The organism is Amycolatopsis sp. NBC_01488 (assembly GCF_036227105.1).
Taxonomy (GTDB): Bacteria; Actinomycetota; Actinomycetes; order Mycobacteriales; family Pseudonocardiaceae; genus Amycolatopsis.
Genome location: NZ_CP109434.1, coordinates 6,006,104 through 6,028,615, shown reverse-complemented (window position 1 = coordinate 6,028,615; position 22,512 = coordinate 6,006,104). Strand labels below are relative to the sequence as shown.

Below are 22,512 nucleotides of genomic sequence, written 5' to 3'. Positions count from 1 at the left end.
ACAGCCGTCGCGCGGGACTCCGGAGTGGCCGGTTTGCCACGGGTGCCCAGCACAGCCGTCGCGCGGGCGGACCGGACGTGCTTCCTGCGCCCGTGCATGCGTGCCGTGCGTGGCCCCGAACGCGATTCTTGGGCCGCGGCCGGGGTGTGCCCGGCGCCACGGCTTGGCGGCGTTCGACGCGGGTAGTCCGTGCGCAGATGCCCGACTCCCCGAAGGAGGACATTCCGTGTACTGGACCGTGCTGCTCGTGGGCTTGGCCGGAGTTCTCGTGCTCGGCGCGGCGGCGCTGCGCGAGCTGCCTAAACCCTATCCCCTCACAGCGAAGCGCACTTTCGTCGCGGCGTGGGCCGTCGCCGCCGGTGGGGTCGGGTGGTGGGCCGCCGTGCCGGGGGCCGCTCCGCTCGTCGTCACCGTTGTCGGGCTGGGCTTTCTCGTCGCGGCCTTGAACCGCGGGCCCGAACGAGCCTCCTACCCGCCCGCCACCCCTCATCAGCCACCTCGGTGACGAGGTGGGCTGCCGAAAGGTACTCAATGATGTCCGAAGCGAACGAACAACCGGAGATCGCGCGGCCCGGCACGTCGGACCCGGGTCGAGCGGACGACAACCTTTACGAGCCCGGCGAAGGTGATCCGCCCGCCAGCGCCGACGAAGCCCGTGGCGTCGGGCAGAAAGTGATCGGTGAACTCCGGGAACGCCGCGAAAGCTAGGCCGCGGCCGGCAGTGCGGCGCCCGTCACGCGGAGGAGGAATTCGGCGTTCGAGCCCGTCTTGCGGAGCTGGTCGAGCAGCTGCTCGATCGCGTGCGGGCCGGGCAACGCACGGCGGACTTCGCGCATCGCGGCGAGTTCGCCCGGGGTGACCAGGAGTTCTTCGCGGCGGGTGCTGGACGCCGCGACGTCGACGGCGGGGAAGATGCGACGCTCGGCCGTCTTGCGGTCGAGTTTCAGCTCGGCGTTGCCGGTGCTCTTCAGCTCTTCGAAGAACACCGTGTCGGCCAGGGACCCGGTTTCGACGAGTGCCGACGCGACGATCGTGAGCGATCCGCCGCCCTCGAGGTTGCGGGCCGCGCCGAGGATCCGCTTCATCGGCTGCAGCGCGGCCGCGTCGACGCCGCCGGACAGCGTGCGGCCGGACGGACGGGCCGAAAGGTTGTACGCGCGGCCGAGGCGGGTCAGCGAATCGAGCAGCAGCACGACGTCTTCACCGCGCTCCACCAGGCGTTTCGCGCGCTCGACGGCGAGTTCCGCCACCGCCACGTGTTCGGCGGGCGGACGGTCGAATGTGGACGCGATCACTTCGCCGCGCACGGTTCGGCTCAGCTCGGTGACCTCCTCCGGGCGCTCGTCGGCCAGCAGGACCATCAGCCGGCACTCCGGGTGGTTGACCGAGATGCCGTGGGCGATCTCACGCAGCACCGTGGTCTTCCCGGCCTTGGGCGGGGAAACGACGAGGGCGCGCTGGCCCTTGCCGAGCGGGGTGACGAGGTCGATGACGCGCGGCAGCAGGCGCGCCGGGGTGGTTTCGAGCAGCAGGCGCTCGTCCGGGTGCACCGGGACCAGCTCGGTGAAGCTCGGACGCGGCGTCGCCGGGTCGGCACCGTTGACGCTGGTGATTTCCTCGGCGGTGCCGGTGATTTCGTCGCCGGGACGCAGCTTGTGGTTGCGGACGGCGGAAAGCGGGAGTGCGATGTCGCCCGGGGCCGGCCGGTAGCCGGTGCGGACGAAGGGGGTTTTCCCTGACAGGTCAAGGATTCCGTGGTAAGACATGGAAGTCTCCTGATGAGGTGGCCGGCCCGTGCGAACGGCGAGGCCGGGAATGAGGAAGAAGGCCGATCGGCCTGGATCCGGGAGCTTCCTCGGGGCGGCCAAGGGGCCAGCGTCCGCGAGGAGCACTTTCACGGTAGCGCGAGATCACGCAAAGCACAACGGGTAAGACCCCGGCACGGTGGGTAGCTCACCAGAGAAGCCCGAACGGCTGACGATGGGAGTGGATCGTGCATCGACATACCGCGGACTCTGGCGTCGACACGGGCGAGAGCACCGACGCCGACCAAACCGGGACCACGGCACCGGCGCGCACGGGCGCCGTGGTCACCTCGACGTTCGAAGAACTCGCGCGCGCGCTGCCGAACGAGATGGCCGTCCTGCGCCGCAAGCTGACCCACTGGCTGGGCCAGCTCCCGCTCGACCCGGGCAGCACGCACGACATCACGCTGGCCACGTACGAGGCACTGGCGAACGTAGCGGCTCACGCATACCCGGAAGGCAACGGCTGGGCCCGCCTCCAGGCCGCCCGCACCGGCGACGCGGTAACGGTGACGGTGACGGACACAGGCCGCGGAATCCCGGCGACGCGCCCACGCCAGTCCGGCTTGCGCACCACTGGCGGCCGAGGCCTGGTGCTGATCGACAAGGTGACGGACCAGTCCGACATCGACACAGGCGACCACGGGACAACGATCCACATGACCTGGCGCCCGGCGGCCTTGAGGGACGAGAACCCGCCCTGAGCAGCGCCGAGCCTTCGGCGGCAGCTTGGAATGGCGGCCGGGGCGCGGGGCGCGGGGCGCGGGGCCAGGATCGCACTACGCAAGGACTCTTGCACACGACGATTGCCGCAAAGGCATGCGCAGGTCGCTAGAAGCTGAGCTGGCTCGCAACCTCGCGCGCGTGGCACCTCGTCAGGAACCCTTTGCACACAAGGGTTTGCCGCGACGTTTCGCGGCAACAGCCGCGAAGCCAGCGATCTGCGGCAGTAGCCCCCGAAGAGTTGGTCAGCGCAACGCATTGTTCCCGGCCCCTCGGCCCAACCTTCCGGCCCTCGGCCCGGCCCCCTCGGCCCCCGGCCCCCTCGGCCCCCTGGCCCCAACCTTCCCGGCCCCGGCCCCGAAGTGCCCTACCTCACAACCTCAAGCAGCCTGGGCCAGCCGCACCAGCCGGTTCCGCGGATAAGAAACCAACTCCCTCTCCTCGTCAGTGGTGAAGATCTCGACGGAGTCCTCCAGCAGCTCCGCCGAGGTCACCTGCAGCTGCCACGCGGGCAGGCCCGGCGCCGGCTCGTGCCAGAACCACTGGCCCTTGGTCAGCTGGTCCGCCGGGACCGTCGCGTCGTCCGTGTTCATGTCCATGAGGCTAGCCGTCACCACCGACAGTTTTCGCACTGCCTCAGCCGTGCGCCGGGTTGATCGTGATCGTCAGGACCTGGGGGTCGCCCGCGGAGACCGCGCCGCTGAAGTCGGGGCCCGGGCTCACGTCGTCGTACGGGAACGCGTAGCCCCGGTTGTCCGGCAGTTTCGAGTGGACGATCCGCGCGTAGTGGTTGGTCGCGTCGCCGCCGTAGAAGCGAGCCGGGTCCTCGGCCGTCGGCTGGGTGGGGTTGTCCAGCAACGTCGTGCGGTTCAGGGCCGCCGCCAGGCGCGGGACGATCGCCTTGCGCGCGTCGCTCGCTCCCGCCGCCAGCGCGAACGGGCCGCTGTCGCAGCTCCACACGTCCGCCGTCGACGGCTTCGCGAACGATTCCGAGCCGAACACCAGCTGATCGCCGGAAACGCGGCCGGTGAACGTGCCCAGGCCCGGGTTCTGCGAGTCCACCACCAGTTCCGTGCCCGCGTACTTCTGCCACACCTGGTCGATGTACGCGTCGAGGTACCCGCCGAACTGCGCCGCGTGGTGGTGCGGCGACAGTACGCGCAGGTTCCCGCCGCCGCCCGTCTGCACCAGGCCGGCCCACTCGCCGCCCAGCCCCGTCAGCGCCGAGGCGATCTGGTCCAGCGCACCCGCGGGCAGCCCGTCGACCGTCGACGTGCCGGACCCGGAAGCCAGCGAAAGGCCCATCGGGATGCCCACGAAGTCGACGTAGCTGATGTTCGCGAACAGCTGCGTGTCGTTGAACGTGAACTCGCTGAACGACCAGTTCTTCCCGAAGTTGGGATCGCCGGAGTTCAGGAAGCTCGGGTGCACCAGGTTCGGCCCCGGGTCGAGGAAGAAGTCCAGCTTGGCGTCGGTGACGACGTAGATGCGCGCGCCGCCCATCTTGGGCACCTGGACCTGCGCGCCCGAAGCGATCGGAATGGCGCAGTCCTCCGGCAGCGGGGTCGTCGGCGCCGACGGCGAGTCCGGGTAGTACGGCGTGCCGTCGGCGCGCAGCAGCACCAGGCGCCCGTCCGGCGTCGTACCGGTTACGTAGGCGTACACGGTGCCGGAGCCCGAATTGTTCACCAGCTTGAGGCCGAACGTGTCCGGCGTCGCGGCGGACGCGGCCCGCGCGAGGGGGACCGCCGTGGCGAGCGTTGCCGCCGTGAGGCCGAGGAACGAGCGACGGGAGATCATGGTGTCCTCCACGGTGAGGAGACGGCGGAGTCCGGAAAGGACATCCGAGGGCGGTTCGCAGGATTCGTTGTGGACGCCAACAAACTATGCCTCCGGTTTCGTTACCTGGCAACCCTTCGAAAGAAGGTCCAGACCACCGCACCACCCGGCCCGCGCGGTTCCCGGGACCGAGGAATTCCAAACGCGACTCCCCCGGGACTGCCCACGGGTACCGCGTGCCGGGTACTTCCGGGCACATCCCTTGACGCGGGCGCGGACGGCGGTGACAGTGGAGGGCCTCGCAGGTCGTGGACGACCCCATTCCCCTCCGGAAGCGAGACCTCATGCGCACCGTCAAGCGGCTCACCGCTGTGCTGGCATCCCTGTCCTTCGTCCTGACCGCCGCGCCGGCGCACGCCGAGGAAACCTGGACCACGGTCTTCCAGGACGACTTCGACGGTGCCGCCGGCACCGGCCTGAACACCCAGGACTGGCTCTACGACAGGGGAACCGGCTACCCGGGTGGCGCGGCGAACTGGGGCACCGGCGAACTCGAGACGGCCACCGACTCGACCGCCAACGTCTACCACGACGGCCAAGGCCACCTGGCGATCAAGCCGCTGCGGGACGCGAACGGTCAGTGGACCTCGGGCCGGATCGAGACGCAGCGCACCGACTTCGCCGCTCCCGCGGGCGGTCAGCTGGAGATCAGCGCGACGCTCAAGCAGCCCTCCCCCGCGAGCGGCCTCGGTTACTGGCCGGCGTTCTGGGCGATGGGCGCCGACGCCCGCCCGGTCGGCGCGACGAACTGGCCGAGCATCGGCGAGCTGGACGTCATGGAAGACGTCAACGCACTGAGCAAGCACTCCACCACCTTCCACTGTGGACAGTGGCAGGGCGAGTGCCACGACCCGGACGGCATCACCAGCGACCTGCAGGACTGCGCGGGCTGCCAGGACGGCTACCACACCTACTCCGTCGTCGTGGACCGCCGCGACGCCGCGGCCGAGGAACTGCGCTTTTCCCTCGACGGCACCCAGACGTTCTCGGTGAAGCAGAACCAGGTGTCCGACGCGACCTGGAAGGCCGCCGTCGACCACGGCTTCTTCGTCATCTTCGACGTCGCGATCGGCGGCTCCTACCCGAACAAGGTGTGCGGCTGCACCTCCCCGAGTGCGGACATCACACCCGGCGCGGAGATGAGCGTCGACTCGCTCTCGGTGAAGACCAGCCAGGGCTGACCCGTAGGCTGGGCGGCATGAAGCACGCCGTCATCGCGTCCCCGATCGGTCCGCTGACCCTGGTCGGCGACGGCGAGGCGCTGGCCGGGCTCTACTTCGACGGCCACCTCCGGACGCCGCGCCTGACCGACCTCGGCCGCCGCGACGACGACGGCTTCGAAGCCGCGAAAGCCCAGCTCGGCGAGTACTTCGCGGGCACGCGGCGCGAGTTCGACCTCGAGCTCGCGCCGCGCGGCTCGGCGTTCGAGAAGCAGGTCTGGGCCCTGCTGACGAAGATCCCGTACGGCGAAACCCGCACGTACGGGCAGTTGGCCGCCGAACTGGGCGACCCCGGCGCCGCGCAGGCGGTCGGGAACGCCAACGGCTGGAACCCGATCAGCGTCATCGTGCCCTGCCACCGGGTGGTCGGCACGAGCGGCGGCCTGACCGGGTACGCCGGCGGCCTCACCCGCAAGCGGTTCCTCCTGAGCCTGGAGGAACCGCCCGCGGCCGAGGTCGGCCGGTTGTTCTAGCCCACCGCGCAGGTCACGGTCGGGTCCGTCAGGTTTCCGCCGTGCTGCACGGTGAAGCCGATGACGTTGCCGCTCCCGGTGGGCCGCGCGGTCAGCACGTACCCGGTGCTGTCCCAGGTGCCGGTGTAGTTCCAGCTGCCGATGACCTTCTGGGGCGCGTGGAAGGTGATGGTGAGCACCCAGTTGTCCGAGCCGGTCACCGTCACCTGGCCGTTGAAGCCGACGTTCCACTCCGCCGTCTTGGCGTAGGTGCCGGTGCAGCCACCCGGCGGCGGGGTCGTGGTCGTCGGCGGAGGCGGCGTGGTGGTGGGCGTGGTGGGCGTGGTAGTCGGCGGCGTGGTCGCGCCGCCGTTCAGCGCGTCGAGGACCGCGGTGTAGGCCGCCTTCTTCTGGCCGTTGCCGTCGAACAGCAGCGGCGTCGCGGACGCCCGCCACGAGTCCGTGTCGCGGATGCCCCACACGGTGATCCCGGCGCACCGCGCCACCGCGAGACAGGCGTTCGTGACCGTGCGGAAGTTGTCCGCCTGCGTGGTACCCGACCCTTCGATGTCCAGCTCGGTGATCTGCACCTCGACGCCGAGGTCGGCGAAGTTCTGCAGCGTCGTCCGGTAGTTCGACGGCACCGGGCTGGCGCTGTTGAAGTGCGACTGGAAGCCGACGCAGTCGATCGGCACGCCGCGGGACTTGAAGTCCTGGATCATGCGGTACACGGCCTGGGTCTTCGCCTGGTTCCAGTCGTCGGTGTTGTAGTCGTTGTAGCAGAGCTTCGCGCCCGGGTCGGCCGCCCGCGCGGCGCGGAACGCCGCCTCGATCCAGTCGTCGCCGGTGCGCTGCAGGTTCGAGTCACGCCGGGCTCCGGTGCTGCCGTCGGCGAAGGCCTCGTTGACGACGTCCCAGGCGTAGATCTTGCCGCGGTAGTGGGTCGCGACCTGGGTGATGTGGTTCAGCATCGCCGAGCGCAACGCCGAGCCCTCCATGCTCTGCATCCAGCCGGGCTGCTGCGAGTGCCACGCGAGCGTGTGCCCGCGCATCCGGGCGCCCTGGCTCGTCGCCTGGCTGACGATCCGGTCGGCGTTGGCGTAGGAGAACTGGTTCTGCGCGGGCTCGGTGGCGTCGATCTTCATCTCGTTCTCCGGCGTGATCATGGAGAACTCGCGGCTCAGGATGCCGGTGTAGACGCTGTCCGAGAGCTTGCTCGCCGAGACCGCGGTGCCGAAGTAGCGGCCGGACCCGCTCGCCGCGCTGCCCAGCGTGGTCCCCGCGGACGGCGACGGGGACGTCGTCGCCGCCGAACCGCTGTTCAGGCCCAGGAACGCGATCGCGTACGCCACCATCCCGTTCTGCGGCAGCACGTGCCCGGCGCCCTGGACGCTGATCCCCTCGACCGGCGCCTGCGCTCCGGTGCTGCCGTAGCGGGTGCGCGTCCAGCCGGACTGCGGCTGGTCGGTGGCCGACGGCGTCTGGCTCACCCCGTGCAGGTTCGTCCACTGCTTGATCTCTTCGCCGAAGTTCGGGTAGTGCAGCGTGTCGTCGGCGGTGCCGTGCCACAGCTGCATCCGCGGGTACGGGCCGCTGCGCCCGCCGCTCATCTGCCGGGCCTGGTCGCCCCACTGCTGCGCGGTCTTGATGATCTGGCCGTTGGCGCACTGGCTGTTCCAGCTCGACCCGTCGGTGGTGCCGAAGCAGCCGGCCGGCACGCCCATGAACGCGGAGCCCGCGGCGAACACGTCCGGGTACTCCGCGGCGAGGACGTTCGTCATCATCGCGCCGGAGGAGAACCCGGTGACGAAGACCCGTGCGGGGTCGACGTTGTAGTGCTGCTCGGCGTAGCCGACCATCGACAGGATGCCGACCGGGTCGCTGCCGCCGCCGCGGGTGAGGGCCTGCGGCGAGGAGACGTCGAAGCACTGCCCGCTGCGCGTGGCTTCCGGGAACACGATGACGTAGCCGTACTGGTCGGCCGCGGTGACGTAGTCGTGCGCGTCGCCGTTGAACACCGCCGAGGCCGAGCCGGTGCAGTAGTGCAACGCGACCAGCAGCGCGGGCTTGGCGGCGACGTGGTCCGGGACGTAGGCGTACATGTTCAGGTTGCTGGGGTTGTCGCCGAAGCCGGTCACCTTGGTCAGCGTGGCCGCCGACGCGGGCTGCGCCGTGACCACCAGCACGATGGCCGCCGCGATCGACAGCACGGCGGCGAGGAAGGCGGTGAGGAGTCTTCGCACCAGACGAATCCTTTCCGGGAGGATGAGGCGCGCGCAGCTGCGAGAATCGTTCGTTCGCCACCCGGGACCGGTCAACGATTTTCGGAAAGTTTCGGGGCCTTTCGCACTGCCGCCCGCCTTGCTGCGCAGCCGATCCGGCTCACGTGCGCGTGAGGGTGGGTGCGGCGCGGCCACCCTCCCCGGCCCGATCGGCGTTAGCCTTGGAGCATGTCCCAGGAAAACCCGCTCGGAGAGTTCCTCCGCGCCCGCCGCGAACAGGTGGGACCGGCGGAGCTTGGCCTGCCCGCCGGCGGGTCGCGGCGGGTGGCGGGCCTGCGCCGCGAGGAGGTCGCGGTGCTGGCCGGCGTCAGCACCGACTACTACGTGCGCCTGGAACAGGGCCGGGAGCGCAACCCCTCGGCGCAGGTCCTCGACGCGCTGGCCCGCGGGCTGGCCCTCGACGAGGACGCCACCGCCCACCTGCACCGGCTGGCGCAGCCGGCGCCGGCCCGCCGCCGGCGCGCACGGCGGCGGGAGCAGGTCAGCCCGAACCTCCTTCGGCTGATGGACGGCTGGCCGGACACGCCCGCGCTCGTGCTCGGCCGCTGCCTCGAGGTGCTCGCGCACAACGCGCTGGGCGAGGCGTTGTTCGCCGGGCACGCCCACAGCGGTGATCTGGTCCGGCTGGTGTTCCTGGACCCGGACGCCCGCGAGTTCTACCCGGACTGGGAGCGCGTCGCGGTCAACACCGTCGGCGGCCTGCGCGTCGCCGCCGGGATCGACCCCGACGACCCTCAGCTGATCGAGACGGTCGGCGAGCTGTCGGTCAAGAGCGCGGACTTCCGCCGGCTGTGGGCGCGCCACGACATCCGGCAGAAGACGCACGAGACCAAGCGGTTCCACCACCGCCTGGTCGGCGAGCTCGTGCTGAGCTACGAGGCGCTGACCGTGAACAGCGCGCCCGGCCAGCAGCTGGTGGTCTACCAGGCCGAACCCGGCAGTCCATCGGAAGCCGGGCTCGCCCTGCTCGGCAGTCTCGCCGCCGGCTGAGAAACCCCTTTCTGTCATTCCACAGTGGACGGAGTACTTCGTCATGCCCGAAAGCGCTGTCTGGTTCATCACCGGCTGCTCCACCGGCCTCGGCCGCGCCCTGGCCGAAACCGTGCTCGACCGCGGCCTGCGGGCCGTCGTCACGGCTCGCGACCCCGCGCGGGTCGCCGACCTCGCCGGCCGGCACGGCGATCGCGCGCTGGTCCTGCCGCTCGACGTCACCGACCCCGCGCAGGTCGCCGACGCGGTGAAGCGCGCCGAAACCGCGTTCGGCCGGATCGACGTCCTGGTCAACAACGCCGGCTACGGCTACCTGGCCGCGGTCGAGGAGGGCGAGGACGACGAGGTCCGGCGCCTGTTCGACGCCAACGTCTTCGGCCTCGCCGACGTCACGAAGGCGGTGCTGCCGGGTATGCGGGCCCGGCGGAGCGGACACGTCGTGAACGTGTCGTCCCTCGGCGGGCTCGCCGCCTTCGGCGCCACCGGCTACTACCACGCGACGAAGTTCGCGGTGGAAGGGCTTTCCGAGTCGCTGGCCGCCGAAGTGGCACCGCTGGGGATCAAGGTGACGATCGTCGAGCCCGCCGCCTTCCGCACCAACTGGTCCGGCCCCTCGATGCGCCAGTCGGCGACCCGCATCGACGACTACGCCGAGACGGCCGGCGCCCGGGCCGCGACCACCGCGACCTACGGCCACCAGCCGGGCGACCCGGTCCGCGCGGCCGAGGCGATCCTCACCGCCGTCGACGCCGACGAGCCGCCCCTGCGGCTGCTGCTCGGCAAGGCCGCCTACGCCATCGCCACCGCCCGGCTCGACACCCTGCGAGCCGGGTTCGACACCTGGCGCGAGGTCACCCTCGGCGCCGACTTCCCGGAAGGAACCGAGTGAAGACCGTCCTCATCACCGGCGCCGGCAGCGGCATCGGCCACGCCACCGCGCTGCGGCTGGCCCGCGAAGGCCACCACGTCGTGCTCGGCGCCCGGCGGGAAGACCGGCTCACCGCGCTGGCGAAGGAGATCCACGACGCCGGCGGCACCGCGGACGTGCACCGCCTCGACGTCACCGACCGCGCGGAGGTCGCCGCCTTCGCCGACGCCGCCGTCGAAGCGCACGGCCGGCTCGACGTGTTCGTCGCCAACGCCGGCGTGATGCCGTTGTCGCGCCTGGATTCCCTGCTGGTCGACGAGTGGGACCGGATGCTCGACGTCAACGTCCGCGGCCTGCTGCACGGGATCGCGGCCGCGCTGCCGCACTTCCGGCGGCAGGGCGGCGGGCACTTCGTGACCATCGCCTCCACCGGCGCGCACCAGGTGGTGCCGACGGCCGCGGTGTACTGCGCCACGAAGTACGCCGCCCGCGCGATCACCGAGGGCCTGCGCCTGGAGGCCGAATCCGGCATCCGCGTCACGACCGTGTCGCCGGGCGTCGTCGAGTCCGAGCTGGCCGACACGATCACCGAACCCGGTGCGCGGCAGGCGATGCGCACCTACCGCGCGGTGCCGCTCGCGCCCGGCACGATCGCCGGCGCGATCTCGTACGCGATCGGGCAGCCGGACGGCGTCGACGTCAACGAAATCGTCGTGCGCCCGACCGCCCAGCGGTAGGGCTCAGCGCTCCAGCTCGGCGATCACGCGGGGGATCTCGTCGACCAGCTCCCGCGCGAGCAGGCCGGTGGTCCCGGTGTCCGGGATCAGCCGCTGCCCGGCCACGGCGTGGACGTGCGTCGCCCAGCAGGCGGCCTGGTCGAGGTCCGCGCCGCGGGCGAGGAAGCCGCCGGTCAGCCCGGCCAGGACGTCGCCGCTGCCGGACGTCGCGAGCCCGACGTGGCCGCTGCCGTCGCGCCAGGTCCGGCCGCCCGGCTCGGCGACCACGCCGAAGAGCAGCACGACACCGTCGTAGCGCTCGGCGATCCGGACCGCGGTTTCGAGGTCGTCGACGTCCTCTTCGGAGCAGTCGTCGAGGAACGCGGCTTCGGTCCGGTTCGGTGTCAGCACGAGCCGGCCGGACAGCGGTTTCGCGAGCTCGGGCGCCCGGCTGAGCGCGCCGAGCGCGAACGCGTCGAGCACCACCCGCGCGTCCGGTGCGATGGCGGGAACCAGGTGCCGCAGCAGATCCTCGGTCTCCTCGGCGCCGGTGAGCCCGGGACCGACCACGACGGTGCCGGCGCCGGGCAGCACGTCGGCCAGCCGGTCGACGGCGTCGCCGGCGATCGCACCGGACCCGGTCTCCGGCAGGCCGAACACCGACGACTCGGGCACCGCCACGCCGAGCGCGACCGCGTGCCGTTCGCTGACCGCGAGCTGGAGCGTGCCCGCGCCGGCGCGCAGGGCGGCGGTGCCGGACAGCGCCGGGGCGCCCGGCACGGTCCGGGCGCCCCCGACGACGAGCACGGTGCCGCGGTCGCCGGTGCCGATCCGCCGGTCCCGCAACAGGGCCGGGCTGATCGGCGCCGGGTCAGGAGAGCTGCTGCGCGGCATCGTCGTCCGCCGTCGGCGGGGTGTCGGTGGCGTGCAGGTGACCGACCTCCTGGGCCAGCACCATGGTGAACGCGCCGTCGCGGTCACGCTCCCAGGCCGTCACCGACCCGTTCGGGACCTCGGTGCCGCCGGCGACGCGCAGCAGGTCGGGTTCCGGCAGGCCTTCGAGGAGGTAGCGCAGGGCGTAGACGGTCATCTCGTGGGCGGACAGCAGGACGCGCTCGCCGGGGTGGTCCGCGCTCAGCTCGCGCAGCAGGGACCGCAGCCGCAGGACGACGTCCGCCCAGGACTCCCCGCCCGGCGGCCGGTAGTAGAACTTGCCCAGCCGCCGCTTGCGCCGCAGCTCGTCGGGCCACCGCTCGCGGACGCCGTGCGAGGTCAGCAGGTCCAGCACGCCGAGCTCGCGGTCGCGCAGCCGTTCGTCCGGCACGACCGCCACGCCGTCCGGCGCGGCCAGGAGCGCGGTGTCCCAGGCCCGGCGGTAGGTCGAGGTGACCACGAGGTCCGGTGGGCGCTCGGTGAAGAACTCCCCCGCGGCCTTCGCCTGCTCACGGCCCAGATCGGTCAGCGGCACGTCGGCGTCGCGCTCGGCGATGTCGATCACGTCCGCGCCCGCCGACTCCGCCTCTTCCCGGGCCACGTTCCCGCTGCTTTGACCGTGGCGCAGCACGGCCACCCACTCCAAGTCGACGCTCACGACCGGCTGATTACCCCTGGCGACCCGCCGTCGAAACCCGGGATGGTTAGGAGCGCAAAGGAGTTCCCGGCTAGGGTCTTTCCATGTCCCGGAGTATCGGCGCGCACGACCGGCTGCAGCAGCTGGAGAAGATCCTCGGCGTACCCGCCGAACACCTCGGGCTGGCCGAGCTGCTCGCCGAGACCCTGCAGCGGCTGCGCGACGTGCTGGAGGTCGACACCGCGACCGTACTGCGGTACCAGGCCAGCGGCCGCCAGCTCGTGGCGTTCGCCGCGGCCGGCATCGAAGAAGAGGTCCACCAGGGCGTCCGGGTGCAGGTCGGCAGCGGGTTCGCCGGCCGCGTGGCGCTCGAGCGGCAGCCCGTCGTGCTCGACCACGTCGACGAAACCACCGTCGTGAACTCCCTGCTGTGGGAACGAGGGCTGCGCTCGATGCTCGGCGTGCCGATGATCGCCGGGGCCGAGCTGGTCGGGGTGCTCCACGTCGGATCGGTCGCGTCCCGGGAGTTCACCGAGGCCGAGGTCGCGACGATGCAGCTGCTCGCGGACCGCCTCGCGATGGCGATCCAGGTCGAAGCGCTCGAAGAGAACCGCTCCGCCACCATGGCGCTGCAGCGCAGCCTGCTGCCCAGCAACCTGCCGGACGTGCCTGGCCTGGCCTTCGGCGCGCGGTACGTACCCGGCGCGGAAACCGGGCTCGGCGGCGACTGGTACGACCTGTTCGTCCTGCCCGGCGACCGGCTCGGGGTCGTGATGGGCGACGTCTCCGGCCACGGGCTGGAGGCCGCCGTGATCATGGGACGGCTGCGCAGCGCCCTGCGCGCGTACGCCCTCGACTGCGAGAGCCCCGACGAGGTGCTCGCCAAGCTCGACCGCAAGGCCAACCACTTCGAGCACGGCGCGATGGCCACCGTCGCCTACGGGATCATCGAACCGGGCCGCGAGACCATCGCCCTGTCGCTCGCCGGTCACCTGCCGCCCGCGCAGGCACTGGCCGGCGAACCGGGCCGGCTGCTGGACGTGCCGCCGGACCCGCCGATCGGGCTGACCATCGGACGGCCCCGGCGGCGCACGACGGTGATCGACCTGCCGCCGGAGAGCGTGCTCGCGTTCTACACCGACGGCCTGGTCGAACGCCGGGACCGGCCGGTGGACGCCGGGATGCGGCAGCTGGCGGACACCCTGCGCGCGGGCGACCCCGAACGGGTCTGCGCGCAGCTGATGGCGGCGATGATCGGCAACCGGGCAGCCCAGGACGACGTCGCCCTGCTGGCCGTGCAGCGCCGAGCTGTCCCGGCCGGCTGATCCCCGGCCGGGACGCGCTTCAGGACGCGGTCAGCGCCGCCTCGCGGGTCGGGAACAGCGAGAGGCTGTCCTCGAGCCCGGTCAGCTGGATCGGGCGCAGGGTCGCCCGGCCGGACGCGACGATCCGCACCGCGGTGCCGGCTCCGGCGTCGCGGTGGATGGTCAGCAACGCCGTCAGCCCGGGTGAGGCGAGGAACTCCACCCGGGTCAGGTCGACCACCAGCAGCGGCGGTGCCGCCTCCAGCGCCTCTGCGGCGGCCTGCACGAGGGCCGGCGCGGTGGTCGTGTCCACGTCCCCGGCCACCTCGATGACGACCGCGTCGCCCTGCTCCGTTCGGGCGATCCGGAATTCGCCGAATGGCACAGCGGTGGCCGGGCCCTCACTGTGCATGTGCTCCGTCATCGTGTTCTCCTCGCCTTCGGCAGTGCCCCCGGAACCTCCGGTGGGCGCGCGTGATCACGAAGGCTGTCTGCTCAACCGGGATCAATCATGCCGGTCCCCGGCGTCCACCGCCGTGTCAGCGGCTCCTTCGGCTTTGCGGACCGCCCCGGAACAGGCAGGATGGGCGCCATGGCCGAAACCGACGCGACGGGGAACACACTCGGGGACGCGGCGAGCTCAGCGGGCACGGTGGCGCTGGAAAACCGGGACGGCACGGCCGTGCTGCGGGTCGACGGCGCCCTCGACCTGGCGCTGGCACCGAAGCTGCGGCAGCTGGCCGAACGCGCCGCGCGCCTGGAGCCGGCCGTCCTCGTCATCGACCTGACCGGCGTCACGTTCCTGGCCTCGGCCGGCATGGCCGAGCTCGTGCGGGCGCACCGCGGGCGGACGGTTTCCGCGCCGCTGCGGGTGGTGGCCACCGGCCGGATCACCCTGCGCCCGCTGGAACTGACCCGGCTGACCGACGAGCTCGCCATCTACCCGTCGCTGTCCGAGGCGCTGGCCGCCGGATGACCGCCCCGGGGTTCGACGAGCTGCTCGACGCCGTGCGCCGGGCGTTCGTCGACGGCTCGGGAACCCCGGTGGTCACCGACGTCCGCCCGCTCGACTCGGCCGAGGCGCGCGCGGTGCTCGGCGACCACGTCGCGGTCGCCGTGACCGATCGGGCGGTGCTGGCGGACCTGGTGCCGGGCCGAGCGGTCACCGGCGCGGTCGCCGTCACCGGCGACGGGCACGACACCCTGGTCTACACCACCGAAGAGGTCGGCGGGACGCCGTCGGCCGTCGCGGCCGCCGTCGACGCCGCGACCGCCCACCTCGCGGGCACCGTACGGCGGCTGCGCGGCGAAGCCGCGATGCTCGACGCCCTGCACTCCACCGGCCGCGAGCTGACCGCCCAGCTCGACATCGACCGGGTCGTGCAGGACGCGACCGACGCGGCGACCCGGGCGACCGGCGCCGAGTTCGGGGCGTTCTTATACAACCTGATCGACGAGTTCGGCGAGTCCTACACGCTGTACACGCTTTCCGGCGTGCCGCGCGAGGCGTTCGAGCGGTTTCCCATGCCGCGCAACACCGAGGTGTTCGCGCCGACCTTCGACGGCGCCGGGACCGTCCGCAGCCCCGACATCACGCGGGACCCGCGGTTCGGGAAGAACGCGCCCCACCACGGGATGCCGGAGGGGCACCTGCCCGTGTGCAGCTACCTGGCCGTGTCGGTGATCAGCCCGACCACCGGAGAGGTGCTGGGCGGGTTCTTCTTCGGCCACCCGCGGCCGGACCGGTTCACCGCGCGGCACGAGTACCTCGCCGAGGGCATCGCCGCCTACTCGGCCATCGCGCTGGACAACGCCCGCCTGTACGAGCGCGAGCGCAACCTCGCTTCGGAGCTCTCGCGCAGCATGCTGCCGGTCGCGCCCGCCACCCCCGGCCTCGACGTGCTCACCCGGTACCTGCCCGCGGCGACCGGGAGCAAGGTGGGCGGCGACTGGTTCGACGTCATCGCGCTCCCGTCCGGCGCGACCGCGTTCGTCATCGGCGACGTCGTCGGCCACGGCGTCACGGCCGCGACCGTGATGGGCCAGGTGCGCACGGCCATCCGCTGCTACGCGCTGCTCGAGCTGCCGCCGTCGGAAGTGCTGCGCAACGTCTCCGCACTGACCGGCGGGCTGTTCGGCGAAAGCTTCGTCACCTGCTTCTACGCCGTGCACCGGCCGGCCGACGGCACGCTGACCTACGCGAACGCCGGCCACCTGCCGGCGATCCTGGTCCGCCCGGACGGCGAACTCGAGGAGATCGGCGAGGCGCTGGCGCAGCCGCTCGGCGTCGGCTCCGAGTTCCCGGAGCGCGGCACCGGGTTCCCGCGCGGCACGGATCTGGTGCTCTACACCGACGGGCTGGTCGAAAGCCGCACGCGCGACCTCACCCTGGGTGTGGAATGGCTCCTGGCGGGCATTCCCGCGGTACTGGCCGCGGCCGACCTCGGCCCGGCGTGGGACAAGCTCGTGGCCGAGCTGACCCACGGCCGGCACGACGACGACATCGCGCTGATCCACGTGCGTCACCGCGGAGAGGACGGAGCATGACCGACCCCCGCCCCCCGGGCGCGCCCCCGGCCACGTTCCACCGGCGCATGGTGGCGCTGGCGGACCGGCTGCCCGAGCTGCGCGAAGCGCTGGCGGACTGGCTGCGCACGCTCGGCCTGACCGAAGAACGCCAGGAGGACGTCGTCCTCGCGGGCTACGAAGCGATGGCCAACTCCGCCGAACACGCCTACCGCGACGCCGAAGCGGGCCCGGTCGATGTCCGCGCCGAAACCCAGAACGGCCGCCTGACGGTGACGGTCACCGACTACGGCGCCTGGCGCACCCCGGTCGCGACGAACGGGCTGCGCGGCCGCGGCCTGCTGCTCATCGACAGCCTCGCCGACCACAGCGCGCAGGTGCACCGCGAGGACGGCACGACGGTGACGATGACCTGGCTCTCCGGCGGCTGAACGCGGCGGCGGACGCCCGGCGCGGGTAGGCTCACCCGGGGCCGCGTGAACCGGGAGTGTGATGAGCGTCGGCGAGGAATCCGGCCAGCGCGCCGTCTTCCCGGGAGTCAGCCAGATGGCGGCCCGGATGCGGGAGTTCGACTGGGCGTCGTCCCCGCTGGGCGAGCCCGCCGGCTGGCCCGCGAGCCTGACCACGGCCGTGCGGATCTGCCTCACCTCCCGCTTCCCCATGATCGTCTGGTGGGGGCCGGACCTGAGATTCCTCTACAACGACGCGTACCTGCCGCTGCTCGGCAGCAAGCACCCGGCGCTGGACAAGCCAGGCGCGGACGTCTGGACCGAGATCTGGCACATCATCGGCCCGATGCTCGACAGCGTGATGACGACCGGCGAGGCGACCTGGTCGGAGGACCTGCTGCTGCCGATGAACCGGCACGGCTACTGGGAAGAGACCTACTGGACCTATTCCTACAGCCCGGTCCACGACGACGCGGGCGCCGTGCGGGCCGTGTTCACCGCGGTCACCGACACCACCGAGCGCGTGATCGGCGAACGCCGGATGGCGACCCTGCGCGAGCTCGGCGCGCAGGCCGGCATCGCCCGCACCGTCACCGAGGCCTGCGAACTCGTCGCCGGCGTGCTCGGCCGGGCCGGCGCCGACATCCCCTACGCCGCGATCCACGTCCGTGACGGCGACGGCGACCTGGCTCTCGCCGCCGCCACCCCCGGCGGCGAGGGGCACGCGGACGGCTGGCCGCTCGAGGAGGTGCTCGCCGACGGCACCCCGCGCACCGTCGCGGACCTGAGGACGACGTTCGGCGAGCTGCCGCCGGGAGGCTGGTCCACCTCGCCCGTCGAAGCGATGGTGCTGCCGCTGCCCGGCGCGCCCGGCACCGCGGCCGCCGGCGTGATCGTGCTCGCGGCGAGCGCCGGACGCGCGCTCGACGAGTCCTACCGGACGTTCCTCGGGCTGGTCGCCCAGCAGACCGCGGCGCTGGTCAACGGCGCGCTCGCCTACCGGGCCCAGCAGCAGCGCGCCGAGGAGCTCACCGAGCTGGACGCGGCGAAGACCACGTTCTTCGCGAACATCAGCCACGAGTTCCGGACTCCGCTCACGTTGATCCTGGGTCCCGTCGCCGAGCTGGAGAAGACCCTCGGCGACGCCGATGAGCGCGCCCGCGAGGAGGTCGCCGTCATCCACCGCAACGCGCTGCGGCTGGGCCGGCTGGTGAACAACCTGCTCGACTTCTCCCGGATCGAGGCCGGCCGGATGCAGGCCCGCTTCGAGCCGGCGGACCTCGCCGGGTTCACCGCGGAGCTGGCGAGCGTGTTCCGCGCCGCCGTCGAACGGGCCGGGCTGCGGTTCGACGTCGACTGCCCGCCGCTGGGCCGCCCGGTGCACGTCGACCGCGGGATGTGGGAGAAGGTCGTCCTCAACCTGCTGTCCAACGCGGTCAAGTACACCTTCGACGGCGAGATCCGGGTGCGCACCACTGTGGACGGTGAGCACGCCGTGGTCACCGTGGCCGACACCGGGATCGGGATCGACGCCGACGAGCTGCCCCGCCTCTTCGAGCGGTTCCACCGCATCCCGTCGGTACGGGCGCGCTCGAACGAGGGCAGCGGGATCGGCCTGGCCCTGGTGCGCGAGCTCGTCGGCATGCACGGCGGCGACGTCACCGTCGAGAGCACGCCCGGCGCCGGCACGACGTTCCGGATCCGGCTGCCGCTGGGCACCGGGCACCTGCCCGCCGAGCACGTCGCCCCGGGCCCGTCGGCGGGCGGGCTCGCCCCCGAGACGATCGAGCCCTACGTCCAGGAGACCCTGCGCTGGCTGCCGGACGGCGAACCGGAGCCCGCACCCGAGCCGGTGACGGGCGCCCGCGTGCTGGTCGCCGACGACAACGCCGACATGCGCGACTACCTGACCCGGCTGCTGCGCGAGGACTACGCGGTGACCGCGGTGCACGACGGCGTCGAGGCCCTCGAAGCCGCGTCCGGCGCGCCGCCCGACCTGATCATCAGCGACGTGATGATGCCGCGGCTGGACGGCCTCGGCCTGCTCGCCGAGCTGCGGCGCGACCCGCGCACCGCCGCCGTGCCGGTGCTGCTGCTGTCCGCCCGCGCCGGCCAGGAGGCCGCCGTCGACGGACTGGCCGCCGGAGCCGACGACTACCTCGTCAAGCCGTTCGCCGCGCAGGAGCTGCTCGCCCGCGTCCGCACGACCATCCGGCTGGCCCGGCTGCGGACGCAGCACTCCCGGTGGCGCGCGGCGATGATCGACTCCCTGCAGGAGGGGTTCTTCGTCTGCGACGGCGACGGCCGGGTCGTCGAGATGAACGCCGCGTGCGCCGAGCTGCTCGGCTTCGGGCCCGACGGGCTGCCCTACGCGCCGCCGTTCCCCTGGGTGCCCGGCCCGGACGACGACCCGGTCGCCGTCCAGCAGGTCTCCGCCGCGCTGAACCGGTCGCGGACCGAGCCGTCGGGCAGCTTCGTGCTGCCCCTGCGGCACCGGGACGGCCACCGGGTCTGGGCCGCGATCACGTACAACGAGCTGCACGACGACCAGGGCGAACGCCGGCTCGTCGGCACGATCCGCGACGTCACCGCGGAGCGCTACGCCGTGCAGCGGGAGAACTCGCTGGCCGCGATGAACCAGCGCCTCGCCGAGGCCAGCGGGGTGCCGGAGGTGCTCCGCACCGCGCTGGGCCTGCTGCGCGAGCTGTGGCAGGCCGAGCGCGTGCTCGCGGTGACCTGGCCGCGTGACGGCGAGCCGGAACTCACCTCCACCGACCCCGGCGACCGGCGGTGGACGGACCTCGCCGCGCCGTTGCGGGCGAAGCTCGACGAGGTGCGCTCGCTCCCGGCGATGCACGCGACGGCGGCCGGGGACGGGGTGGGCGCGGCCTTGGACCACCCCGGCGGCCGGCTGACGCTGTGGGTGGAGCCGGACCCGCGCCGTCCGCTCGGCACCGAGGACCGGACGCTGCTGGCGCTGCTGGCCGGGACGCTGGCGCACGCCCTGCGCCGCGCCCACCGCGACGACCGGCAGCGCGAGGTCGCCATCGCGCTGCAGCGCTCGATCCTGGGCCCGGCCCAGCTGCCCGACGGCTTCGCGGTGCGCTACGAACCGGCGAACCCGCCGCTGGAGGTCGGCGGCGACTGGTACGACGTCGTCCCCCTTGGCGGCGACCGGATCGGCATCGTCGTCGGCGACTGCGTCGGCCGGGGCCTGGCCGCGGCCGCGGTGATGGGCCAGCTGCGCAGCGCCTGCCGCGCGCTGCTGCTGGAGGCCAACGGCCCGGCGCACACCCTGACCACGCTCGACCGCTTCGCCGACCGGCTGCCGGGTGCCTTGTGCACCACGGTCTTCTGCGGTGTCCTCGACCCCGCCACCGGCACGCTCACCTACAGCAGCGCCGGGCACCCGCCGGCCACCCTGGTGCACCGCGACGGCTCGGCGGAGTCCCTCGACGCCGGCGGGAGCGTGCCGCTCGCGGTCCGCATCCCCGCCGCGCGGCCGGAGGCCACGGCGGTCGTCCCGGTCGGATCGCTGTTGATGCTCTACACCGACGGGCTCGTCGAGCGCCGCCGCGAGTCGCTGGACGACGGCATCGACCGGGCCACCTCGGTCGCCCACGGCGCGCGGGACGCCGGCCTCGCCGACCTGGCGACCACGCTGATGAGCGGGCTCCGGCCGGCGGACGGCTACGAGGACGACGTCGCGCTGCTGCTCTACCGCCGGTCGGTGCCCCCGCTGGAGCTGGACTTCCCGGCGCACCCGGACAGCCTCGCCTCGACGCGCCACTGGCTGCGCGCGTGGCTGGGCACCGCCTCGCTCGGGGAGGATCTCGCGCAGGACGTGCTCGTCGCCGCGGGTGAAGCGTGCGCGAACGCCGTCGAGCACGCCTACCCCGGCGCCGAAGGGACCGCGCACCTGACCGCCCGCTTCGCCGGCGAGCACCTGGTCGTCACCGTGGCCGACCGCGGCCGCTGGAGGCAGCCTCCCCCGGACAACCACGTGCTGCGCGGGCGCGGGATGCCGATGATGGAGGCGCTGGCCGACGCGGTCACGGTCCGGCACGACGCGACCGGAACCACCGTCACGCTGGAATGGAGGATCGGTTCGTGACGACGGCACTCACGCTGGTCGCCTCGGCGGGCGACGAAGGGGACCGGATCCTGACCGTGACCGGCGAGATCGACATGAGCAACGCGGCCGGGTTCGGTGCGGCCCTGGACCGCGAGCTGGCGGACGGCGCCGCGCTGACCGTCGACCTGACCGGGGTGACCTACCTCGACAGCGCCGGGGTGGCCGCCCTGTTCGACCGGGCCACCACCCACGACGTGCGCCTGACCGCGCCCCGTCTGCTGGACCGCGTCCTGCGGGTCTCCGGCCTGGCCCAGGTCGCGAAAGTGGTGATCCGCTGAGGGTTGGCCGCCCGCCCACCGGGTAAGTGGTGTCCAGCGACGACTGTCGGGTGGGTTGTGCTGCCGGTCGTCGCGAGGTGGCCCCGGCGCCCAACCCACGACGTTCAGCAGCGAGCGCCGGGCCGGAGCCACCGCTTGCCTCCTGGCTCGCCGAGGCCGGGCCGCCCGCGGGTAAAGTTCGCGCACGAACCGGGACGGAGGTGATCGCGATGACCGGTGACCCGATCCCGGCGGAGCACCTCGACGAGCTGACCGCGGCGATGGCGGACCTCACGAGCGCGCTGGAGACCGAGCCCTCCGAACGCGAGATCCTCGACGCCGTCTGCGGCGAAGCCGTCCGGGCGGTGCCGGGGGCCGACATGGCCAGCATCACCGCGATCCGCGACGGCGAGCCGGAAACCGCCGCGTCCACCGACGACCGCGCCGTCGAGATCGACCGCGTCCAGTACGCGGCGGGCGAGGGCCCGTGCCTGCGCGCGGCCGAGACCCGCGAGATCGTCCGGCTGCCGCTCGCCACGGCCGGGGCGCTGTGGCCCGACTTCACCGAGCACGCCCTCGCCCTCGGCGTCGGCAGCTACCTGGCCGCACCGCTGCGCGTGGACGGCACCCTCGGCGGCGCGCTCAACCTCTTCGGCTTCGGCGACCACGGCTTCGCCGAGACCGACTCCCGGCTGCTCACGCTCTACACCACCATCGTCTCGTTCGGGCTGCGCACGACCCGCCGCTACCACCGGGCGCGGCAGCGAGCCGCCGAGCTGGAGACGGCGATGGGCTCGCGGGCGGTGATCGAGCAGGCCAAGGGCATTCTCATGGCCGTGCACGGGATCACCGCCGACGACGCCATGAAGCGCCTGATCGCGGAGTCGCAGAACTCCAACGTCAAGCTCCGGGACGTCGCGACCCGGTTCGTCGACAGCCTCGCGGGCTGACCCTCAGGCGGTGCGGCGCGCCGGGAACGGCCAGGTCAGCGTGATCACCGTGCCGTCGTCGGTCGAGCGGAGGTCGAGCCCGTCGACCAGCGCCTGGATCAGGCGCAGGCCGCGCCCACCGTCGGCCCGCTCGGTGACCGACGTCCAGCGGCCCTGGTCGGCGACGGTGACGATCAGGACGTCCTCGTCGATCCGCGCCCGGACGTCGATCAGCCCCGGCCGGCCGTGGTAGGCGTGGTCCAGCACGTTAGCCATCGCTTCCCAGCAGGCCAGGACGACGTCGTCGGCCTGCCTGCCGACCTCGTCGCCGGCGCGTCTGCGCAGCCACGACACGAGGTGCCGGCGCAGGCTCGGCAGCGTCCGTGGCGAAATCGTGCCGCGGTACCGCCAGCCGTCCGATCCGTGCTCTTCCACGCTCACCTCCCC

Annotated in this window: 23 protein-coding genes; 15 read left to right on the top strand and 8 right to left on the bottom strand. The window is 72.6% G+C overall.

Going from position 1 to position 22,512, the window contains the following annotated elements:
• The first annotated feature begins 226 nt into the window (after positions 1-226).
• Both OG738_RS28620 and OG738_RS28615 read left to right on the top strand, forming a co-directional pair.
• Positions 227-505, top strand: coding sequence for a hypothetical protein (locus OG738_RS28620; RefSeq protein ID WP_329045501.1), 279 nt, complete (start codon positions 227-229; stop codon positions 503-505).
• Between the two features lie 29 nt (positions 506-534).
• Positions 535-708 (top strand): hypothetical protein, encoded by a 174-nt coding sequence (locus OG738_RS28615; RefSeq protein WP_329045499.1) that lies wholly within the window; start codon positions 535-537, stop codon positions 706-708.
• On the opposite strand, the gene rho is transcribed toward OG738_RS28615, so the two are convergent.
• Positions 705-1,766, bottom strand: coding sequence for a transcription termination factor Rho (gene rho, locus OG738_RS28610; protein ID WP_329045497.1), 1,062 nt, complete (start codon positions 1,764-1,766; stop codon positions 705-707). The genes OG738_RS28615 and rho overlap by 4 nt on opposite strands.
• Positions 1,767-1,993: 227 nt before the next feature.
• On the opposite strand from rho, the gene OG738_RS28605 reads away from it, so the two are divergent.
• Positions 1,994-2,509: an ATP-binding protein gene (locus OG738_RS28605; RefSeq protein WP_329045495.1), complete on the top strand. Its 516-nt coding sequence runs from the start codon at positions 1,994-1,996 to the stop codon at positions 2,507-2,509.
• A 399-nt stretch (positions 2,510-2,908) separates the two neighbouring features.
• On the opposite strand, the gene OG738_RS28600 is transcribed toward OG738_RS28605, so the two are convergent.
• Both OG738_RS28600 and OG738_RS28595 read right to left on the bottom strand, forming a co-directional pair.
• The gene (locus OG738_RS28600; protein WP_329045493.1) at positions 2,909-3,121 is read right to left on the bottom strand and encodes a hypothetical protein; all 213 of its coding nucleotides are present in this window, start codon (positions 3,119-3,121) and stop codon (positions 2,909-2,911) included.
• 43 nt (positions 3,122-3,164) lie between these two features.
• Positions 3,165-4,328 carry a glycoside hydrolase family 64 protein gene (locus OG738_RS28595; RefSeq protein WP_329045491.1) on the bottom strand — a complete coding sequence of 388 codons (1,164 nt, stop codon included), beginning with the start codon at positions 4,326-4,328 and terminating at the stop codon, positions 3,165-3,167.
• 323 nt (positions 4,329-4,651) lie between these two features.
• On the opposite strand from OG738_RS28595, the gene OG738_RS28590 reads away from it, so the two are divergent.
• Both OG738_RS28590 and OG738_RS28585 read left to right on the top strand, forming a co-directional pair.
• Positions 4,652-5,548, top strand: coding sequence for a glycoside hydrolase family 16 protein (locus OG738_RS28590; protein ID WP_329045489.1), 897 nt, complete (start codon positions 4,652-4,654; stop codon positions 5,546-5,548).
• Positions 5,549-5,565: 17 nt separating this feature from the next.
• Entirely contained in the window at positions 5,566-6,060 is a 495-nt protein-coding gene (locus OG738_RS28585) for a methylated-DNA--[protein]-cysteine S-methyltransferase (RefSeq protein WP_329045488.1), read from the top strand.
• On the opposite strand, the gene OG738_RS28580 is transcribed toward OG738_RS28585, so the two are convergent.
• Positions 6,057-8,282, bottom strand: coding sequence for an extracellular catalytic domain type 1 short-chain-length polyhydroxyalkanoate depolymerase (locus OG738_RS28580; RefSeq protein ID WP_329045486.1), 2,226 nt, complete (start codon positions 8,280-8,282; stop codon positions 6,057-6,059). The two genes, OG738_RS28585 and OG738_RS28580, sit on opposite strands and share 4 nt — an antisense overlap.
• Before the next feature lie 207 nt (positions 8,283-8,489).
• On the opposite strand from OG738_RS28580, the gene OG738_RS28575 reads away from it, so the two are divergent.
• From OG738_RS28575 to OG738_RS28565, 3 genes are read left to right on the top strand one after another with little or no spacing between them, the layout of a single operon-like run.
• Positions 8,490-9,311: a helix-turn-helix transcriptional regulator gene (locus OG738_RS28575; RefSeq protein ID WP_329045484.1), complete on the top strand. Its 822-nt coding sequence runs from the start codon at positions 8,490-8,492 to the stop codon at positions 9,309-9,311.
• Positions 9,312-9,354: 43 nt separating this feature from the next.
• The gene (locus tag OG738_RS28570; protein WP_329045482.1) at positions 9,355-10,200 is read left to right on the top strand and encodes an oxidoreductase; all 846 of its coding nucleotides are present in this window, start codon (positions 9,355-9,357) and stop codon (positions 10,198-10,200) included.
• The gene (locus tag OG738_RS28565; protein WP_329045481.1) at positions 10,197-10,916 is read left to right on the top strand and encodes an SDR family oxidoreductase; all 720 of its coding nucleotides are present in this window, start codon (positions 10,197-10,199) and stop codon (positions 10,914-10,916) included. The genes OG738_RS28570 and OG738_RS28565 overlap by 4 nt, the downstream gene beginning before the upstream one ends.
• Before the next feature lie 3 nt (positions 10,917-10,919).
• On the opposite strand, the gene OG738_RS28560 is transcribed toward OG738_RS28565, so the two are convergent.
• Together OG738_RS28560 and OG738_RS28555 are read right to left on the bottom strand one after the other, a co-directional pair.
• Positions 10,920-11,789 (bottom strand): NAD(P)H-hydrate dehydratase, encoded by an 870-nt coding sequence (locus OG738_RS28560; RefSeq protein WP_329045480.1) that lies wholly within the window; start codon positions 11,787-11,789, stop codon positions 10,920-10,922.
• Positions 11,767-12,486, bottom strand: coding sequence for a histidine phosphatase family protein (locus OG738_RS28555; protein ID WP_329045478.1), 720 nt, complete (start codon positions 12,484-12,486; stop codon positions 11,767-11,769). The genes OG738_RS28560 and OG738_RS28555 overlap by 23 nt, the downstream gene beginning before the upstream one ends.
• A gap of 83 nt (positions 12,487-12,569) precedes the next feature.
• On the opposite strand from OG738_RS28555, the gene OG738_RS28550 reads away from it, so the two are divergent.
• Positions 12,570-13,790, top strand: a complete 1,221-nt coding sequence (locus OG738_RS28550; RefSeq protein WP_329045477.1) for a PP2C family protein-serine/threonine phosphatase — start codon at positions 12,570-12,572, stop codon at positions 13,788-13,790.
• Positions 13,791-13,809: 19 nt separating this feature from the next.
• Here the strand turns inward: OG738_RS28550 and OG738_RS28545 are convergent, their stop codons facing one another.
• Positions 13,810-14,193, bottom strand: coding sequence for an STAS domain-containing protein (locus OG738_RS28545; protein WP_329045475.1), 384 nt, complete (start codon positions 14,191-14,193; stop codon positions 13,810-13,812).
• A gap of 168 nt (positions 14,194-14,361) precedes the next feature.
• On the opposite strand from OG738_RS28545, the gene OG738_RS28540 reads away from it, so the two are divergent.
• The 6 genes from OG738_RS28540 (at position 14,362) to OG738_RS28515 (ending at position 22,086) form a co-directional block, all read left to right on the top strand.
• Positions 14,362-14,745 (top strand): STAS domain-containing protein, encoded by a 384-nt coding sequence (locus OG738_RS28540; RefSeq protein ID WP_329045474.1) that lies wholly within the window; start codon positions 14,362-14,364, stop codon positions 14,743-14,745.
• Entirely contained in the window at positions 14,742-16,316 is a 1,575-nt protein-coding gene (locus OG738_RS28535) for a PP2C family protein-serine/threonine phosphatase (RefSeq protein ID WP_329045473.1), read from the top strand. Before OG738_RS28540 ends, OG738_RS28535 begins: the two co-directional genes overlap by 4 nt.
• Positions 16,313-16,726 (top strand): ATP-binding protein, encoded by a 414-nt coding sequence (locus OG738_RS28530; RefSeq protein WP_329045471.1) that lies wholly within the window; start codon positions 16,313-16,315, stop codon positions 16,724-16,726. Before OG738_RS28535 ends, OG738_RS28530 begins: the two co-directional genes overlap by 4 nt.
• A gap of 61 nt (positions 16,727-16,787) precedes the next feature.
• Positions 16,788-20,858: a SpoIIE family protein phosphatase gene (locus tag OG738_RS28525; protein WP_329045470.1), complete on the top strand. Its 4,071-nt coding sequence runs from the start codon at positions 16,788-16,790 to the stop codon at positions 20,856-20,858.
• Entirely contained in the window at positions 20,855-21,157 is a 303-nt protein-coding gene (locus OG738_RS28520; RefSeq protein WP_329045469.1) for an STAS domain-containing protein, read from the top strand. The genes OG738_RS28525 and OG738_RS28520 overlap by 4 nt, the downstream gene beginning before the upstream one ends.
• Positions 21,158-21,366: 209 nt before the next feature.
• Entirely contained in the window at positions 21,367-22,086 is a 720-nt protein-coding gene (locus OG738_RS28515; protein WP_329045468.1) for a GAF and ANTAR domain-containing protein, read from the top strand.
• A 3-nt stretch (positions 22,087-22,089) separates the two neighbouring features.
• Here the strand turns inward: OG738_RS28515 and OG738_RS28510 are convergent, their stop codons facing one another.
• Positions 22,090-22,500 (bottom strand): ATP-binding protein, encoded by a 411-nt coding sequence (locus OG738_RS28510; protein WP_329045467.1) that lies wholly within the window; start codon positions 22,498-22,500, stop codon positions 22,090-22,092.
• Positions 22,501-22,512: the final 12 nt, after the last annotated feature.

What these genes read in the sequence shown, in the direction of transcription:
- OG738_RS28585 (WP_329045488.1), top strand. Translation starts at nt 5,566, where the DNA reads ATGAAGCACGCCGTCATCGCGTCCCCGATCGGTCCGCTGACCCTGGTC.
- OG738_RS28530 (WP_329045471.1), top strand. Translation starts at nt 16,313, where the DNA reads ATGACCGACCCCCGCCCCCCGGGCGCGCCCCCGGCCACGTTCCACCGG.
- OG738_RS28525 (WP_329045470.1), top strand. Translation starts at nt 16,788, where the DNA reads ATGAGCGTCGGCGAGGAATCCGGCCAGCGCGCCGTCTTCCCGGGAGTC.
- OG738_RS28540 (WP_329045474.1), top strand. Translation starts at nt 14,362, where the DNA reads ATGGCCGAAACCGACGCGACGGGGAACACACTCGGGGACGCGGCGAGC.
- OG738_RS28590 (WP_329045489.1), top strand. Translation starts at nt 4,652, where the DNA reads ATGCGCACCGTCAAGCGGCTCACCGCTGTGCTGGCATCCCTGTCCTTC.
- OG738_RS28615 (WP_329045499.1), top strand. Translation starts at nt 535, where the DNA reads ATGTCCGAAGCGAACGAACAACCGGAGATCGCGCGGCCCGGCACGTCG.
- OG738_RS28570 (WP_329045482.1), top strand. Translation starts at nt 9,355, where the DNA reads ATGCCCGAAAGCGCTGTCTGGTTCATCACCGGCTGCTCCACCGGCCTC.
- OG738_RS28560 (WP_329045480.1), bottom strand. Translation starts at nt 11,789, where the DNA reads ATGCCGCGCAGCAGCTCTCCTGACCCGGCGCCGATCAGCCCGGCCCTG.
- OG738_RS28535 (WP_329045473.1), top strand. Translation starts at nt 14,742, where the DNA reads ATGACCGCCCCGGGGTTCGACGAGCTGCTCGACGCCGTGCGCCGGGCG.
- rho (WP_329045497.1), bottom strand. Translation starts at nt 1,766, where the DNA reads ATGTCTTACCACGGAATCCTTGACCTGTCAGGGAAAACCCCCTTCGTC.
- OG738_RS28600 (WP_329045493.1), bottom strand. Translation starts at nt 3,121, where the DNA reads ATGAACACGGACGACGCGACGGTCCCGGCGGACCAGCTGACCAAGGGC.
- OG738_RS28545 (WP_329045475.1), bottom strand. Translation starts at nt 14,193, where the DNA reads ATGACGGAGCACATGCACAGTGAGGGCCCGGCCACCGCTGTGCCATTC.
- OG738_RS28595 (WP_329045491.1), bottom strand. Translation starts at nt 4,328, where the DNA reads ATGATCTCCCGTCGCTCGTTCCTCGGCCTCACGGCGGCAACGCTCGCC.
- OG738_RS28515 (WP_329045468.1), top strand. Translation starts at nt 21,367, where the DNA reads ATGACCGGTGACCCGATCCCGGCGGAGCACCTCGACGAGCTGACCGCG.
- OG738_RS28550 (WP_329045477.1), top strand. Translation starts at nt 12,570, where the DNA reads ATGTCCCGGAGTATCGGCGCGCACGACCGGCTGCAGCAGCTGGAGAAG.
- OG738_RS28575 (WP_329045484.1), top strand. Translation starts at nt 8,490, where the DNA reads ATGTCCCAGGAAAACCCGCTCGGAGAGTTCCTCCGCGCCCGCCGCGAA.